The sequence below is a fragment of the Novosphingobium sp. AAP83 genome, assembly GCF_001295795.1.
GTDB lineage: Bacteria > Pseudomonadota > Alphaproteobacteria > Sphingomonadales > Sphingomonadaceae > Novosphingobium.
In genome coordinates this window covers 134,142-148,899 of the sequence record NZ_LJHY01000001.1, presented here as the reverse complement: position 1 = coordinate 148,899, position 14,758 = coordinate 134,142, and the positions used below count along the sequence as shown (strand labels likewise).

Genomic DNA, 14,758 nt, shown 5'->3' with positions numbered 1-14,758 from the left:
CTTAGCGCTTGTCGAAGCGGGTCAGCCCTGTGCCCAGCGTGTTTTCCCCGATGGTCAGCGGATCGCCCGACCAATCGGCCACGAATGCCGACCAACGGCTGACGCCGGGGGCAAAGCGCGCGTCGTTGCCGGAAATGGCAAGGCCCGACGAGCTGTGCAGCTTGCCCTCGGCGGCCACGGCGATGAACGCGCTGTGGTTTTCCTTGTCGCGCCCTTGCACGAAAATGTTGTCATTGATCCGCCCGGTTGCTCCTGCTGGCGCATCGATCATGTAATTGGTGGTGGAGCCGGCGGTATCGTCAAAGCTCGATTCGCTCACTTCAATGCGGCCCGCACGGCTTTTCACATAATGCCCGCCGCGCCCTGCCTCAAACCGGCTGCGGCGGATCGTGACACTGCCATAATCGCCGAAGTAAACCGAATGCGCGCAAGACAGCCCGCGATCGCACCGGCCCAACCGCGAGAATGTGGACTTTTCAATCAGCACCGCGCCCGTCGGATCATCGGCGGAAAGGATGCCCTGTTCGCTATCGCGGAACCACGATTGGCGCACGATCAGGTTGCCGCGCTCCAACCTGATGCCCGAACCGTTGGCATCGGGAACGGTAATGTTCTGGAAGATCAGCCCTTCAACCCGCGTGGAGCGACCGCGCGCCACGATGGTCGCCTTGCCTTCGCAGGCCCCGCCATCAAACACCACTTGCCCTGGCACTTGCGCCACAAAACCGATATCCCCCGCCGCCTGCACCGCGCAATCGCGATAAGTGCCGGATTCAATGCGTATCGTGCCGGTGCCCTCGCCAATCGCGTTCACCGCCTCTTGCAGCGCGGCAAAGCTTCGCCCCGTTTCAGCCACGGTATAGGGCGTACGCGCACCTTGTGCCCATAGCGCCGTGGCCGGAATGGCGGCGATCAGGCCGATGATGGCGAGCGCAGGTTTGAAGGCCTTCGGGGTGTTCATCATGCGCTATCCGCTTCGCTTCTCTGGCGGCAGGAATAGCGCGCAATGATTGACAGGCCGTTGCCTCAGCTTGTCAAATCGATCCGGCGTTCAGTGTGGGCTGCGCATCGCGTTCACCGCACAGCACGACCATCAGGTTCGAAACCAGCACCGCGCGCTGTGTCGCGTCCAATTCCACCACGCCTTTTTCGGAAAGCTGGTTCAGCGCCAGTTCGACCATCGAAACCGCACCCTCAACCAGTTTGCGCCGTGCCGAAATCACCGCTTCGGCCTGCTGGCGGCGGAGCATCGCTCCTGCAATTTCAGGGGCATAGGCAAGATGCGTCAGCCCGCATTCGTCCACGGTGATGCCCGCCAGCACCAGCCGCGCGTTCAGTTCGGTGCGCAACTCATCATTGATCTGGTCATGATTGCCGCGCAGCGTCACTTCCATGTGTTCGATATCGTCATAGGGGTAGCGCGAGCCGATGGAGCGCACCGCACTTTCGATCTGGACGATCACGAACGCTTTGTAATCATCCACATCGAACAGCGCTTGCGCCGTATCGGACACACGCCACACCACGTTGCACGCAATTTCAATCGGGTTGCCGCGCAGATCGTTGACCTTAAGCTTTTCCGACACGACGTTGTTGGCGCGCACCGATACGCGGGTCTTGCTCATCCACGGCCACACCCAGCGCAAACCATGGCTGCGATCGGTACCGCGATAGGAACCGAACAAAGTAATCGCCGCGGCCTGATTGGGCTGAATGATGTAAAAACCCTTGGCGATCAGTACGAAGCCAATCGGCCCCAAGATCATGCCGAGCAGAAATCCAAGAATATCGTTCTCGCTGACATTGCCGGCGGCCACACCCATGAAACGCGCCGCTGTCATCACGAACAGCGCGATGAGGATAATCAGCATAAAGTAGCCGCTAGTCGTCCAAGCAGGCGTTTCCTTGCTGGCGGTATGCATGTCCGTCATGAGGCACCTCAAAATCCGATATCGGGTTTGTAATCATACCACGAATAACAGCAATGCATTGCGATTCTGTTTGTACGTAACACTTCTTGCGCACGATTTAATGTCAATTGGAAACGATTTGACACTGAGAAATGCACGTCAGGGTGATGTATAGCCGCCGGGCCTTGCATCGGCGAAACGATGAGCGGAGCAGACTGATGGATTTTCTCTTTGCCGATTGGCTCGGTACCCCCGCCTGGTTCTGGCTGGCGTTCCTGAGCATCGTCATCGTGCTCACCGCGTTCGATCTTGGCATCCTCCACAAGGAGGACAAGGCGATGGGCATTGCAGAATCGGTGAAATTGACCGTTTTCTACATCACGATTGCATTGGCGTTTGGTGCTTGGGTCTGGGTGCAAAAAGGCCCTGAACTGGGGATGCAGTATTTCACCGGCTTCGCCATCGAAAAGGCGCTGTCGATCGACAATGTCTTTGTCATCAGCATGATTTTCACCTTCTTCGCCATCCCAGCCAAATACCAGTACCGAGCCTTGCTGTGGGGCATTGTGGCGGTGATCGTCTTGCGCGGTTTGATGATTGCCGGCGGTGCAGCACTGGTGGAGCAAGCCTATTGGGTGCTCTATATCTTCGCGGCGTTTCTGGTGTTCACCGGCATCAAGATGTTCTTCGCATCCGACCACGATCCTGACATCGGCAACAACGTGGCCGTCCGCTGGATCAGCCGCCACATGCGCGTGACCAAGGAACTGCACGCCCAGCGGTTCTTCGTGAAAGTGACCGATCCCAAGACCGGCAAGCTGGTGAACGCTGCCACGCCGCTGTTTCTGGCGCTGGTGGTGATCAATCTGGCCGACCTTGTCTTTGCGGTGGATTCGGTGCCTGCGATTTTCGCGATCACCACCGATACCTTTGTTGTCTACACCTCAAACATCATGGCGATCCTTGGCCTGCGCGCGCTGTACTTTGCATTGGCCGCGATGATCGACCGCTTCGTTTACCTCAAATATGCGCTGGCAGCGGTGCTGGTTTTCATCGGCTCGAAGATCTTTGTTTCAGACTTCCTGTTGGGCGGTGACAAATTCCCGCCGGGGCTGAGCCTCGGGGTTACCCTCGGCCTGATTGCAGGCGGGGTGGTGTTCTCGCTGTGGAAAACGCGGGGGGAAGCTCCAAGGGATATGACCGAGGCGTGAGTTAAGCCGCTCCTTTCCCGAAGGAGCGGCTTCTCCCTCAAAACTGCCGGATCACCTCAAGAAACCGGTCGCCATAGGCCTCAAGCTTGCGACCGCCCACGCCCCCGATCTGGCCGAGTTCGGCAAGGCTGGCGGGCCGCGTTCCCGCCATTTCGCGCAAGACCGAATCGTGGAAGATGACATAGGGCGGCAAGCCCGCCTCGCGCGCCATATCGCGGCGCAAAGACCTTAGCGCATCAAACAGCGGATCGCCCACCGGATTGAACGCAGCGCCCGGAGAGGCAGCGCGGCGGCGGCTGGTGCGCTCCTTCTTGGGCACGACCACCAGTGGCACCTCTGCCTCACCCTTCAGGATCGCCCGCGCATCACCGCCAAGCGCCAGCCCGCCATGTTCGGTCGCCACCAGCGCGCCCCGCGCCTGCAAGGCACGCGCCAACGGGCGCAGCAGAGGTGCTTCATCAGCGGTCACGATGCCAAACACCGAAAGCTGATCATGGCCGCGCTGCGTGATGCGTTCATCCGCCACGCCGGTCAGCACTTTTTCAACATAGCCAAAGCCGAACAACTGCCCCGTGCGATAGACCGCCGAAAGCAACTTGCGCGCCACGTGCGTACCATCGGTGATGCCCGGCGCTTCCAGGCAATTGTCGCAATTGCCGCACTTTTCGGGCGGGTCTTCGCCAAAGTGGCGCAACAATATGGCGCGGCGGCAATGCGGCGTTTCCACCAGATTTACCAGCGCATCAATCCTGACGCGCTCGCCCGCACGGCGGTGTTCCTCTACCTCGGAAACACGCTGGCGGGCGCGCACAAAGTCTTCAGAGCCCCACAGCATCACGGCCACTGCCGGATCGCCATCCCGCCCCGCACGGCCGGTTTCCTGATAATAGGCCTCAATCGATTTGGGGCAGGCCGCATGCGCCACAAAGCGCACGTCGGGCTTATCGATGCCCATGCCGAACGCCACCGTGGCAACCATCACCATATCTTCGGACGCCACAAACGCGGCCTGATTGCCCGCGCGCACCTGCGGATCAAGCCCGGCATGATAGGGCAGAACCCGGCGGCTTACGGTGCTCAATTGCCCGGCCAGTTTCTCCACTTGCGCGCGGGTGGGGGCATAGACGATGCCGGGGCCGGGATGCTCTTCCATCAATTGCTTGATCTGGCGCAAGGGGTTGTCACGAGGGCGCATGGCATAGCGGATATTGGGCCGGTCAAACCCTGAAACGATCAGGCCTTCGGCGGGAATACCCAGTTGCTCAAGGATATCAGCGCGGGTGTGGCGGTCTGCCGTAGCGGTCAGCGCCAGTCGCGCGACATCGGGGAACGCGTCCATCATCGGACGCAACAAGCGGTAATCGGGGCGGAAATCGTGGCCCCATTCGGAAACGCAATGCGCCTCGTCAATCGCGAACAGAGAGATACGCCCGCGCGTCAGAAGATCGCGGAAATGCTGCTGGCTGGCGCGTTCCGGCGCAACATAGAGCAGATCAAGCTCGCCGTTGGCAAAGCGCGCGATTGTCTCTTCGCGGTTGGTATCAACGCTGGTGAGCGTGGCGGCGCGGATGCCGTTGGCGGTGGCGGCGCGCAATTGATCATGCATCAGCGCGATCAGCGGCGAGACGACAATGCAGGTGCCCTCCATCATCACCGCAGGCAATTGATAGGTCAGCGATTTGCCCGCGCCGGTGGGCATCACCGCCAGCGTCGATTGCCCCGCCAACACGCGATCCACGACAAGGTTCTGCACCCCGCGAAACGCCGGAAAGCCGAACACCGCATGGAGCGCCTCATGGGCATCGGCGTAAACCGGTGGCGGCGGTGCAACTGGCCGGGGTGGCGCAACCTCGTCGTCATCAGGAAAGCCCGAATAGATACCTTCGGCAAAGGCATCGTCGGGTGGAAAATCGAGGTCGTAGGGGTCGTCGCCAGAAGTCACGTCTGGCTCTATGCCAGATCACAGGCTCCAAGCAAAACCCGGATCACCCCAAAATAATGTGAAGACGGCTGATTCGTGAAGTCAGGATGCGCCATTGTCCGGCATCCTTGCGGTACGTCTCGTGATAATGGCCCATGCCGTGCAGCACCACATCCGTGCCGGTCGCGTCCCAGATCTGGTCTTCCATCGCAATCACGCCACATGCCTCGGTTTCCGAAACCAGTTCGATCTCATGGCAATGGCCGTGATGGACCGTGCGCAACGGCGCGACAGCAGCCTCGACAAAGGCCGCGATGACATCCCCGCCGGAATGAATCCACGCCGCAGCATCCTCGGCCGGTTCCATGCTGAGCGAACAGCTTGCATCGAACGTGGCATCATCGGCGAACACGGCGCGCAGACCAATGAAGTCTTTGGTATCCATACAGCGGAAATAGCGCGCTTTGAGCTGCTTGATCTCTTCAATCGCGATCAGGCGGGCGACGGGATCGATGTGGGCCATGTCGGCATCCTCATGTTATGGTTTGCCGCACCCTAAACGACCTCCGGTCCGCAGCCGCCTGACAATTGTGCGAGACGCGCGCGAATGTGAGTTACCGCTTAACCATAATGGCGCTCCGGCATCGCGCGCGGGTTAAGATTAATCGCCCATTGGGCACATTGCCGCACCATTGCTGACATTGCGGGAACTCTTCCCGCCGGCGACTGGGAGACAATTCTATGGGCTTTGAAATGCGGTCCGCGTTTGTAAAACGGGAAGAATGCAAAGCGGCTTGGGAAAGCGAAGTGGAATTTGCCGAAATGGCGCGCGTGCTGAAATCGCTCGCCGCCGAACTCGGGCAAGATACCGACGCCGCGATTGATGAACTGGCACACCACGGCCTTGGCGCAGCGCTGGGCGTATTGGCAGGGCAAGCGGGCTGCGATGTAGAAGCGGATTATCTGCGGCAGCGTGCGCAATCGCGGATTGCAGCCAGCGGACTGCAATAACCAACCGGATTCCCGCCCACGGGGGAATGGCGACGCTGGGGTGGTAGGCCTGCGACGTCCGGTGTGGTGGCTTGTGGAGGGCCACCACGCCTTCTTAGTCGAGATTCGGACGCAGCCAGCGTTCCATCACCGGCAAGTCCATCCCGCGACGGCCTGCATAGTCTTCCAACTGGTCACGACCGATAGTGGCCACGCCGAAGTACTGGCTTTCGGGATGCGCGAAGTAGAAGCCCGATACCGCCGAGGTGGGCAGCATGGCTTGTGATTCGGTCAGCGTAATGCCCGCCGTGTTCGTGGCATCGAGCAGATCGAACAGAATCGGCTTCAATGTGTGATCGGGGCATGCAGGGTAACCCGGCGCCGGGCGGATGCCGCGATACTGTTCGCGGATCAGCGCTTCGTTGGTCAATTGCTCGCCCGGCGCATAGGCCCATAGCGTGGTGCGGACATATTGGTGCAGGCGTTCGGCAAAAGCTTCGGCAAAGCGATCCGCCAAGGCTTTGAGCAGAATATCCGAATAATCATCATTGTCCGCCTTGAAGCGCGCAAGGTGCTCATCAATGCCGTGAATGCCCACGGCAAAACCACCAAGCCAATCGCCCGCCGGATCGATGAAATCGGCAAGGCAGAAGTTCGCGCGATCACGGCTCTTTATCACTTGCTGGCGCAGGAACGGCAAACGGACCGAGATTTCATCGTCGTTCGGGTGCAGCACCACGTCATCGCCGTGCCTTGCGCAAGGCCAGAACTGGGCGACACCCTTGGCGGTCAGCCACTTCTCGCTGATGATTTTATCCAGCATCGCGCGCGCATCGGCATAGAGGCTGCGCGCGGATTCGCCGATGATCTCGTCATCAAGGATCTGCGGCCAGTTTCCGGCCAGTTCCCAAGCGCGGAAGAACGGGGTCCAGTCAAAGCAATCGACCAGATCGTTAAGGTCCCAATCTTCGAAAACATGGCGCCCCGGCTGTTCGGGCGGCGGAGCCTTTTCGGAAAAGTCCGGCGCATAAGAATTGAGCCGCGCATCTTCGAGGCTGAGCAGCTTGCTCGCGCCCTTGCCCGCACGCGCATCGCGCACGTGCTGATATTCGGCAGCAGTCGCCTTGATAAACGGCTCGGCTTGCGTATCGGACAGCAGTTGCGAGGCGACGCCCACCGCGCGGCTGGCATCCAGCACGTGGACGACCGCGCCTTCATAGGCCTGATCGATGCGCAGCGCAGTGTGCACCTTGCTGGTCGTGGCCCCGCCGATCAGCAACGGGATCGTCATGCCCGCGCGCTGCATTTCTTCGGCAACGGTGACCATTTCGTCCAATGACGGCGTGATCAGGCCGGAAAGACCGATGATATCGACGCCTTCCTTCTGCGCGGTATCGAGGATCGTTGACCACGGCACCATCACGCCCAGATCGATCACTTCATAGCCGTTGCACTGGAGCACCACGCCGACGATGTTCTTGCCGATATCGTGCACATCACCCTTGACCGTGGCCATGATGATCTTGCCCTTGGCTTTCGCGCCGGGCTGCTTGGCCGCTTCGATATAGGGGATGAGGTGGGCGACCGCCTTTTTCATCACGCGCGCGGATTTGACGACTTGCGGCAGGAACATCTTGCCCGATCCGAACAGATCGCCAACCGTGTTCATACCTTCCATCAGCGGGCCTTCGATCACTTCGATGGGCCTGCCGCCGCGCGCATCAATCGCCGCGCGCGCCTCTTCGGTGTCTTCAACGATATAGGCGTCGATGCCCTTGACCAGCGCGTGTTCAAGGCGGCGCACCACGTCCCAGCCGCGCCATTCCTCTGCGGCCTTTTCGGCGATCACATCCTTGCCCTTGTAGCTTTCGGCAAGGTCGATCAGCCGCTCGGTCGCAGTCAGATCGCCGCCCGCTGTGGGCTTGCGGTTAAGCACCACGTCTTCGCAGGCTTCGCGTAAAACGGGGTCGATCTGGTCATAGATATCAAGCTGGCCAGCGTTGACGATGGCCATGTCCATGCCCGCCGGGATCGCGTGATAGAGGAACACCGAATGCATCGCCCGGCGCACGATTTCGTTGCCACGGAACGAGAATGAAAGGTTGGAAAGCCCGCCCGAGATATGGACGTGCGGGCAGCGCGCCTTGATCTCGGCAGTGGCTTCGATGAAGTCCAGACCATAGCGGTCATGCTCTTCGATGCCGGTGGCAACCGCAAAGACGTTGGGGTCAAAAATGATGTCTTCGGGCGGAAAACCGATGTCCGTCAGCAGCTTGTAGGCGCGCGCGCAGATTTCGACCTTGCGCTCCTTGGTATCGGCCTGGCCCTTTTCGTCAAAGGCCATGACGACCACGGCAGCGCCATAATCCATGCACTTGCGTGCTTGGGAAAGAAACGCTTCCTCGCCTTCCTTCATACTGATCGAATTGACGATGGGCTTGCCCGAAACGCATTTAAGGCCCGCCTCGATCACGTCCCACTTCGAACTGTCGATCATGATCGGCACGCGCGCGATGTCAGGCTCGGCAGCGATCAGTTTGAGGTACGTGGTCATCGCCTCGACCGCGTCGAGCAAGCCCTCGTCCATGTTGACGTCGATCACTTGCGCGCCGTTCTCAACCTGCTGGCGCGCGACTTCGACCGCCTTGGTATAATCACCTGCAAGGATGAGCTTCTTGAACGCGGCAGAGCCGGTGACGTTGGTGCGTTCGCCGACGTTGACGAAGCGCGAGCCGGATGGTGTGTTGGTCATCTTCAAAATATCCGTTCGCATCGAGCGAAGTCGAGATGCCGCGTATTGTGTCTCGACTACGCTCGACACGGACGGGCAGGGGTTATAGGATCAGGCCGCCATGATGAATGGCTCGAGGCCTGCCAGCCGCGTCGCCGTTTCGGGTGTCGGCAACTTGCGCGGGCTAAGGCCTTCAACCGCCTTGGCCATCGCCGCGATATGCGCAGGGGTGGAGCCGCAGCAACCGCCCAGAATATTCACCTGCCCGTGGTCGGCCCATTCCTTGACAAGGCCCGCCGTGGTGGCGGGCATCTCGTCATATTCGCCCAGTTCGTTGGGCAAACCGGCGTTGGGATAGACCATGATCAAGGTGTCGGCGATTTCCGACAATGACTTAACATGCGGGCGCAACTGGGTGGCCCCGAACGAGCAGTTGAGGCCGATCGTAACCGGCTTGGCGTGGCGCACGGCATACCAGAAAGCCTCGACCGTATGGCCCGAAAGGTTGCGGCCCGAAAGGTCGGTCAGCGTCATCGACAGCATGATCGGAATTTCGCGCGACAATGCCTGTTCAACATGGCGAACTGCCATGATCCCAGCCTTGGCGTTCAGCGTATCGAACACCGTTTCGATCAGAATGAAGTCCGCCCCGCCTTCAACCAGCGCATGTACTTGCTCGGCATAGACATCGACCATGCCGTCCCAATCAACCTCGCGAAAACCCGGGTCGTTCACATCGGGGCTTAGCGAAAGCGTCTTGTTCGTAGGACCGATAGCCCCTGCCACAAAGCGCGGGCAGCCATCCTTGGCAGTGAATTCATCCGCAACGCGGCGGGCGAGTTGCGCCGATTCGACATTGATTTCGCGGACGAGATGTTCGGCCGCGTAATCGGCCTGGCTGATGCGATTGGCGCTGAAGGTGTTGGTTTCGGCGATGTCTGCGCCTGCCGCAAAATAAGCGCGGTGGATCGATTCGGGCACTTCGGGCTTGGTCAGCGCGAGGATATCGTTGTTGCCCTTCTGGTCCTTGGCAAGGCCGAGCGCTCCCGCATAATCGGCTTCGGACAGCTTGAAGTTCTGGATCTCGGTGCCGAACGCGCCATCGGTGATGAGGATGCGCTGGCTGGCCTGTTCGAGCAAGGCGGCGCGCGCCGTGGAAGGAGCGAGGGTCATGCGGCTTTCTCCAGCGCGGGGCGTGTCGGGCGAAGGCCGAGCAAGCGGCAGATCGCGTAAGACAGCTCGGCGCGGTTGAGGGTGTAAAAGTGGAAATCGCGCACGCCACCGGCATAAAGGCGGCGGCAAAACTCGGCAGAGATCGTCGCCGCAACAAGCTGGCGCGAGCCGGGGTGCGTATCGAGCCCTTCGAATAGGCCGTCCATCCAGGCCGGGATCGCAGCGCCACAGGCCGCAGCAAACTTGCGCGTTTGCGCGACGTTGGAGACGGGCAGGATACCGGGCAACACGGGCGCATCGATACCAGCCGCCGCCAACTTGTCGCGGAAGCGGAAGAAGGTTTCGGGCTCGAAGAAGAACTGGCTGATCGCGCGCGTGGCCCCGGCATCCAGCTTGCGCTTCAGGTTATCGATATCGGCCTGTTGGCTGGGCGAATCCGGGTGGCTTTCGGGATAGGCCGCAACCGAGATTTCGAACGGAGCGATGGTCTTCAACCCCGCGACCAGTTCCGCCGCATTGGCATAGCCTTCGGGATGCGGGGTGAACGGCACGCCCGGAGCGCCCATGTCTCCGCGCAGTGCAACGATGTGGCGCACGCCTGCTTCCCAATAGCTTTCGGCCACTTCGCGGATTTCGGCCTTGGTGGCATCCACGCAGGTCAGGTGCGCAGCTGCGGGCAGCTTGGCATCCTTGATGATCCGCGCGACGGTGCCGTGGGTACGATCACGGGTTGATCCGCCTGCGCCATAAGTGACCGAAACGAAGTGGGGCTCCAAAGGTGCCAGAGTTTCCACCACGTCCCACAATTGCGCCATCAGCGCATCGGTCTTGGGCGGGAAGAATTCGAACGAGACGTTGATATCGCCCGGAAGCCCGGCAAACAGCGGGGTATCAAGGGCGGTGCGCGCTTCACGCAACTGGTCGTAGCTGGCGTTCATGGGGATCAGGTCTTCCGGGCAAGCTGGCGGGGTTCAAACTGGGCAACGCTGTCTTCGCGGCGGATGCCGGTCCACAATTTGACGACGAGTTCATGGCCCGCGAGCGCGCGTGTAGCGTGCGGGACAAAGCCGCTGTCGAGCAGCATGGCCTCTATCTGCGCGTCGGAGAAACCGAGGCGCGCGTGGGCGTGCGTCTGGCGCAAGTCTTCGCGATCATGCGCGGCGAAATCGACGATGGCGACGCGGCCTCCGGGGGCCGTGACGCGGGCAGCGCCTGCCAGAACGGCCTCGGGCGCCTGGGCATAATGCAGCACCTGATGCAGCAGGACCGTATCGAAGCTGCGCGCGGCAAAGGGCAATTGCGCGAAATCGCCCTGCACCAGTTCCACGCTATCGGCAGGCAAGTGCTGAAGCCGGGCACGGGCAATCCGCAGCATATCGGGGCTTTTGTCAAACGCAACGATCCGCGCGGCGTGCGGGCCGAACAATTCAGCGATGCGTCCCGTACCTGTGCCAACATCGAGCAGCCGGCCAAGGGAGCCCTCGTCCGCCACTTCCATCAGCATTTCGGTGAGTGCGGCCTCAACCGGACCATCCGCAATATGGAGCGAGCGCAATTCGTCCCATTCGTCAGCGTGGCGGGAGAACCAATCGAGCGCGTGGCTTTCCCGTGCTGCACGGATGGCATCAAGGTGTTGGCGATCTTCGGCACAGCGGCGGCCAAAGGCGATGTCTTGCTGTTCGGCAACCGCCAATAGACGGGCGATAGCTGCTGCGAGCGGATTATCTGAAGCTTCGCCAACCGAGCTGCGCAGGAATACCCAGGCCCCTTCCTTGCGCCGTTCGGCAAGCCCGCAATCGCACAGGATGCGGATATGGCGGGACACACGGGGCTGGCTTTGGCCAAGCACTTGCGCCACTTCGCCCACCGCCAGTTCCATGCTGGCGAGAAGACGCATAATGCGCAGGCGCGTAGTGTCATCAAGCGCGCGAATGGCGTCGTGGATGTTCATGGCATATGGCATATAAGGAAACCTTTATATCCGTCAATAGACTTAAAGAATACTTTATATCATATGTTAGAAAATGCGTAGTGCATTGATGCAGGATGCATTTGCCTTCGCCGAGCGTGACCGATAATAACCGATTTTATACACCGCAAGAATACTTGCAGGTGATGTGTGTTCCGGGCGCCTGGCCCATGAGAGGGAATTCCATGAAGAAGTACGCCAGTCTTGCGATTGTTGCCGCAGCCAGCCTTGCGATCACTGCCTGCGGGCGCTCGGACGATGCATCGGAAGCTGCTTCTGAAGATACGGTTGAAATGCCCGCTGATGAACTGCCTCCGATGGAACCTTCGGCAGCTGCTGCGCCGATGGCACCAGCGCCTGATGCTTCTGCTGCCGCCGATGCCGAAGCTGACGCCGTGCGCGATACGGCCAACAATGCAGCCGCTGTTGCCGCTGCTGTGCAGGCGGCAGAAGCCGAAGACGAGGCAGACGCAAAGCCAGCGCAATAAGCCGATTTATCGCGGGTAACGACCCGTTCGGGAAAGACACTACCCCATGCGCACCCTACCCGCCTTCGCCTTGGCGATCATGCTGACAGCTTGCAGCGCAAGCGAAGAGGAGAAGCCGGGCGGGGTGACGCAGGACGAAGCCCGCGCGTTGGACGGCGCGGCAGACATGCTGGAAAAGCGCGAATTGCCCGCCCTGCCCGAAGCTGCGGTTCCAGCTCAGGCCGCACCAACCCCATCGGCATCCTGATCCGTAGCCGTCGTAACCAGCCATATCCGGATAGCCCCCGCAAGCCCCGGCGGCGTTGGGCTGGTTATTCTTTCAGCATCTATTCGCGCCACGAGAGCGTTGATTGGTAAGCCTTCACGCAACGCCGCATGGCGCAACATATCCCAGAACAACGGTTCGAGACTGATCGAGGTTTTGTGCCCGGCAATCTCGACCGAGCGTTTTACCGGAGGGTGATAAGGAATAGCCATGGAGAGTGGGGGCAGGCGCTGGGCACCTGCCCCGACACTATCAATACATGTGCTGGCCGCCGTTGAGCGACATCGTCGAACCGGTGACGAAAGCCCCTTCTTCAGCGGTCAGGAAGGCGACGCCGCGTGCGATTTCGTCGGCCTGGCCCAGACGCCCTACAGGAATCTTTGCCACGATCTTTTCGAGAACGGCAGGCGGAACGGCAGCAACCATGTCGGTATCGATGTAACCCGGCGCAATCGCGTTGACCGTCACGCCAAATTTGGCACCTTCTTGTGCGAGAGCCTTGGTGAAGCCGTGGATGCCAGACTTGGCAGCGGCATAGTTTACCTGGCCGTACTGACCGGACTGGCCGTTGACCGAGCCGATATTCACAATACGGCCCCAGCCACGCTCACGCATCCCCGGAAACGTTGCCTTGGCCATATTGAAACAACCGCCAAGGTTGATGCGCATGACATCGTTCCAGTCGTCGAAGCTCATCTTGTGGAGCACGCCATCACGGGTGACGCCGGCGTTGTTAACGACGATATCGATGGGTCCAACTTCTGCGGCGATCCTTGCACATCCTTCCAAGGTTGCCTCATGATCGCCAACATCAAAGCGGTAAGTGGGAATGCCTGTGTCGGCAGTGAAGGCGCGAGCCTTTTCTTCGTTGCCGGCATAATTTGCCACCACGGTGCGACCCTGCGCTTTCAACGCAAGACAAATCGCATGGCCGATCCCGCGGCTACCACCTGTAACGACTGCAACTCGCGTCATATCAATGCTCCCAATATTCCCTCTCGGAGGTCTATCGTAAGTCGGTGATCGCAAAGCTACAAGTTATAGAATGCCCTTATGCTGCACATGCAGCACCGAATTGGTGCGCAGCAGCAAATTGCAATAATAGTATTAATTAGAAACGGAACTGTGTTCCGACATAGACCGCCTGATTATCTTGCTTGCCATCTGTCAGAGGCAGCAAACGATCACGCTCAGGCGAGTAGCGCACGCCAGCGGTAACATTGAGATTGCGGGTCAGTCGGTAGCTACCGCCCAGATCAACCTGATAATCGCCTTGGCCTTCGAGCGTGCGCGGCGCACGACCCGCACGATCGCGGCCATCCAGTTCAACCCGCGGCGCAAAGCGCGATGGTGCAGACGGGGTTGAAGGTGCCGACTTCAGCTTTGCGAGATCGGGCATATCGATCCGCTGCAAATCCTGAAGCGCAGTTGACGATGTGCCAGCGAAGCTTGCAAAACCGCGTGCCATGCCAAGGTTATAAGCAACTGGAGCGATCCGCATTGGCAAAGCGCCTGCCTGAACAGCGGTATCAGCAAGTGGGGTACGCCCCGGGAAGCCGAAAGAACTTTGCGAATCAAGACGGACTGCAACGGTTACCGCGCGGTTTGCCCGCGTTTCATTACCCGCAGGCGTGAAGCGGAACAATTTGCCGGTTTTCAGTGCGCGAACCGTGATTTGCGATGCCAGCCGCGCATCAACAGAAGCGGGGGTGAACGAACCGATTCCGCCGCGCGCTGCAAGACTGACAGGTGTTGTATCAAAGCCGCTGGAGAAAGCGCTGCTCACCGTTGGTGCCAAAGCCAGCCCCACGACCACCGAAGCGGCGGCGACAAAAGGCGTACGGAAGCGACGGCGCATCACGCCTGCTGCTTTCGATTTTTTGCCATTGCCGACCATGATAAACTGATTCGCCCCGAAAAGCCTGATTTTGCTACTTATCCAAGCTAGACCCTAGCTTACAAAAACTCTAAGCTTTTGTCACCAAGTCCGACCTGCCATCTCTCTACGCCTGAAGGATTTAAATTTCTATAGCCCGCATCACTTTCAAGCCGTTCCTTTAAACGTGTGGCGCAATATCCACAGTTGCGCGCGCATTCAGC

The 14,758-nt window shown here is 59.9% G+C and carries 15 protein-coding genes; 4 read left to right on the top strand and 11 right to left on the bottom strand.

Translation table 11 applies throughout. The annotated features are described in order from the left end of the window. Position 1 precedes the first annotated feature (1 nt). Together IP81_RS00705 and IP81_RS00700 are read right to left on the bottom strand one after the other, a co-directional pair. Complete coding sequence (locus IP81_RS00705) at positions 2-964, bottom strand: hypothetical protein (protein WP_054106032.1); 963 nt, start codon at positions 962-964, stop codon at positions 2-4. 70 nt (positions 965-1,034) lie between these two features. After that, positions 1,035-1,931 (bottom strand): SPFH domain-containing protein, encoded by an 897-nt coding sequence (locus tag IP81_RS00700; RefSeq protein WP_054106031.1) that lies wholly within the window; start codon positions 1,929-1,931, stop codon positions 1,035-1,037. Between the two features lie 197 nt (positions 1,932-2,128). Here IP81_RS00700 and IP81_RS00695 point away from each other — a divergent pair, with 197 nt between their 5' ends. After that, a complete protein-coding gene (locus IP81_RS00695) occupies positions 2,129-3,121 on the top strand; it encodes a TerC family protein (RefSeq protein ID WP_054106030.1) in 993 nt (330 codons plus the stop codon). A 37-nt stretch (positions 3,122-3,158) separates the two neighbouring features. Here the strand turns inward: IP81_RS00695 and recQ are convergent, their stop codons facing one another. Both recQ and IP81_RS00685 read right to left on the bottom strand, forming a co-directional pair. Further along, on the bottom strand, positions 3,159-5,063 hold the full coding sequence (gene recQ, locus IP81_RS00690) for a DNA helicase RecQ (protein WP_255352410.1): 1,905 nt from the start codon (positions 5,061-5,063) through the stop codon (positions 3,159-3,161). Between the two features lie 43 nt (positions 5,064-5,106). Next, on the bottom strand, positions 5,107-5,565 hold the full coding sequence (locus IP81_RS00685) for a nuclear transport factor 2 family protein (protein ID WP_054106029.1): 459 nt from the start codon (positions 5,563-5,565) through the stop codon (positions 5,107-5,109). 218 nt (positions 5,566-5,783) lie between these two features. Here IP81_RS00685 and IP81_RS00680 point away from each other — a divergent pair, with 218 nt between their 5' ends. Next, positions 5,784-6,053 carry a hypothetical protein gene (locus tag IP81_RS00680; protein WP_054106028.1) on the top strand — a complete coding sequence of 90 codons (270 nt, stop codon included), beginning with the start codon at positions 5,784-5,786 and terminating at the stop codon, positions 6,051-6,053. Between the two features lie 94 nt (positions 6,054-6,147). On the opposite strand, the gene metH is transcribed toward IP81_RS00680, so the two are convergent. The 4 genes from metH to IP81_RS00660 all read right to left on the bottom strand — a co-directional run bounded on the left by metH (position 6,148) and on the right by IP81_RS00660 (position 11,887). Further along, positions 6,148-8,805: a methionine synthase gene (gene metH, locus IP81_RS00675; RefSeq protein WP_082355846.1), complete on the bottom strand. Its 2,658-nt coding sequence runs from the start codon at positions 8,803-8,805 to the stop codon at positions 6,148-6,150. A 69-nt stretch (positions 8,806-8,874) separates the two neighbouring features. After that, on the bottom strand, positions 8,875-9,936 hold the full coding sequence (locus IP81_RS00670) for a homocysteine S-methyltransferase family protein (RefSeq protein ID WP_054106026.1): 1,062 nt from the start codon (positions 9,934-9,936) through the stop codon (positions 8,875-8,877). Further along, positions 9,933-10,874: a methylenetetrahydrofolate reductase [NAD(P)H] gene (gene metF / locus IP81_RS00665; protein WP_054106025.1), complete on the bottom strand. Its 942-nt coding sequence runs from the start codon at positions 10,872-10,874 to the stop codon at positions 9,933-9,935. Before metF ends, IP81_RS00670 begins: the two co-directional genes overlap by 4 nt. A gap of 5 nt (positions 10,875-10,879) precedes the next feature. Beyond that, entirely contained in the window at positions 10,880-11,887 is a 1,008-nt protein-coding gene (locus IP81_RS00660) for an ArsR/SmtB family transcription factor (protein ID WP_369800687.1), read from the bottom strand. A 188-nt stretch (positions 11,888-12,075) separates the two neighbouring features. Between IP81_RS00660 and IP81_RS00655 the strand changes: the two genes are divergently transcribed. Beyond that, positions 12,076-12,393 (top strand): hypothetical protein, encoded by a 318-nt coding sequence (locus tag IP81_RS00655; RefSeq protein WP_231626187.1) that lies wholly within the window; start codon positions 12,076-12,078, stop codon positions 12,391-12,393. 46 nt (positions 12,394-12,439) lie between these two features. Then, entirely contained in the window at positions 12,440-12,640 is a 201-nt protein-coding gene (locus IP81_RS19985) for a hypothetical protein (protein WP_157573021.1), read from the top strand. Here IP81_RS19985 and IP81_RS19485 read toward each other — a convergent pair. The 3 genes from IP81_RS19485 to IP81_RS00645 form a co-directional block, all read right to left on the bottom strand. Continuing rightward, positions 12,610-12,870 carry a ribbon-helix-helix domain-containing protein gene (locus IP81_RS19485; RefSeq protein WP_082355844.1) on the bottom strand — a complete coding sequence of 87 codons (261 nt, stop codon included), beginning with the start codon at positions 12,868-12,870 and terminating at the stop codon, positions 12,610-12,612. The genes IP81_RS19985 and IP81_RS19485 overlap by 31 nt on opposite strands. A 40-nt stretch (positions 12,871-12,910) precedes the next feature. Then, on the bottom strand, positions 12,911-13,633 hold the full coding sequence (gene phbB / locus IP81_RS00650; RefSeq protein WP_054106022.1) for an acetoacetyl-CoA reductase: 723 nt from the start codon (positions 13,631-13,633) through the stop codon (positions 12,911-12,913). 136 nt (positions 13,634-13,769) lie between these two features. Further along, positions 13,770-14,516 (bottom strand): hypothetical protein, encoded by a 747-nt coding sequence (locus IP81_RS00645; RefSeq protein ID WP_054106088.1) that lies wholly within the window; start codon positions 14,514-14,516, stop codon positions 13,770-13,772. Positions 14,517-14,758 lie beyond the last annotated feature (242 nt).

Excerpts from the sequence above, each read along its gene's own strand:
- IP81_RS00685 (WP_054106029.1), bottom strand. The coding sequence starts at position 5,565 with ATGGCCCACATCGATCCCGTCGCCCGCCTGATCGCGATTGAAGAGATC.
- phbB (WP_054106022.1), bottom strand. The coding sequence starts at position 13,633 with ATGACGCGAGTTGCAGTCGTTACAGGTGGTAGCCGCGGGATCGGCCAT.
- metH (WP_082355846.1), bottom strand. The coding sequence starts at position 8,805 with ATGCGAACGGATATTTTGAAGATGACCAACACACCATCCGGCTCGCGC.
- metF (WP_054106025.1), bottom strand. The coding sequence starts at position 10,874 with ATGAACGCCAGCTACGACCAGTTGCGTGAAGCGCGCACCGCCCTTGAT.
- IP81_RS00695 (WP_054106030.1), top strand. The coding sequence starts at position 2,129 with ATGGATTTTCTCTTTGCCGATTGGCTCGGTACCCCCGCCTGGTTCTGG.
- IP81_RS00655 (WP_231626187.1), top strand. The coding sequence starts at position 12,076 with ATGAGAGGGAATTCCATGAAGAAGTACGCCAGTCTTGCGATTGTTGCC.
- IP81_RS00645 (WP_054106088.1), bottom strand. The coding sequence starts at position 14,516 with ATGCGCCGTCGCTTCCGTACGCCTTTTGTCGCCGCCGCTTCGGTGGTC.
- IP81_RS00660 (WP_369800687.1), bottom strand. The coding sequence starts at position 11,887 with ATGAACATCCACGACGCCATTCGCGCGCTTGATGACACTACGCGCCTG.
- IP81_RS19985 (WP_157573021.1), top strand. The coding sequence starts at position 12,440 with ATGCGCACCCTACCCGCCTTCGCCTTGGCGATCATGCTGACAGCTTGC.
- IP81_RS00700 (WP_054106031.1), bottom strand. The coding sequence starts at position 1,931 with ATGACGGACATGCATACCGCCAGCAAGGAAACGCCTGCTTGGACGACT.
- IP81_RS00705 (WP_054106032.1), bottom strand. The coding sequence starts at position 964 with ATGATGAACACCCCGAAGGCCTTCAAACCTGCGCTCGCCATCATCGGC.
- IP81_RS00680 (WP_054106028.1), top strand. The coding sequence starts at position 5,784 with ATGGGCTTTGAAATGCGGTCCGCGTTTGTAAAACGGGAAGAATGCAAA.
- IP81_RS00670 (WP_054106026.1), bottom strand. The coding sequence starts at position 9,936 with ATGACCCTCGCTCCTTCCACGGCGCGCGCCGCCTTGCTCGAACAGGCC.
- IP81_RS19485 (WP_082355844.1), bottom strand. The coding sequence starts at position 12,870 with ATGGCTATTCCTTATCACCCTCCGGTAAAACGCTCGGTCGAGATTGCC.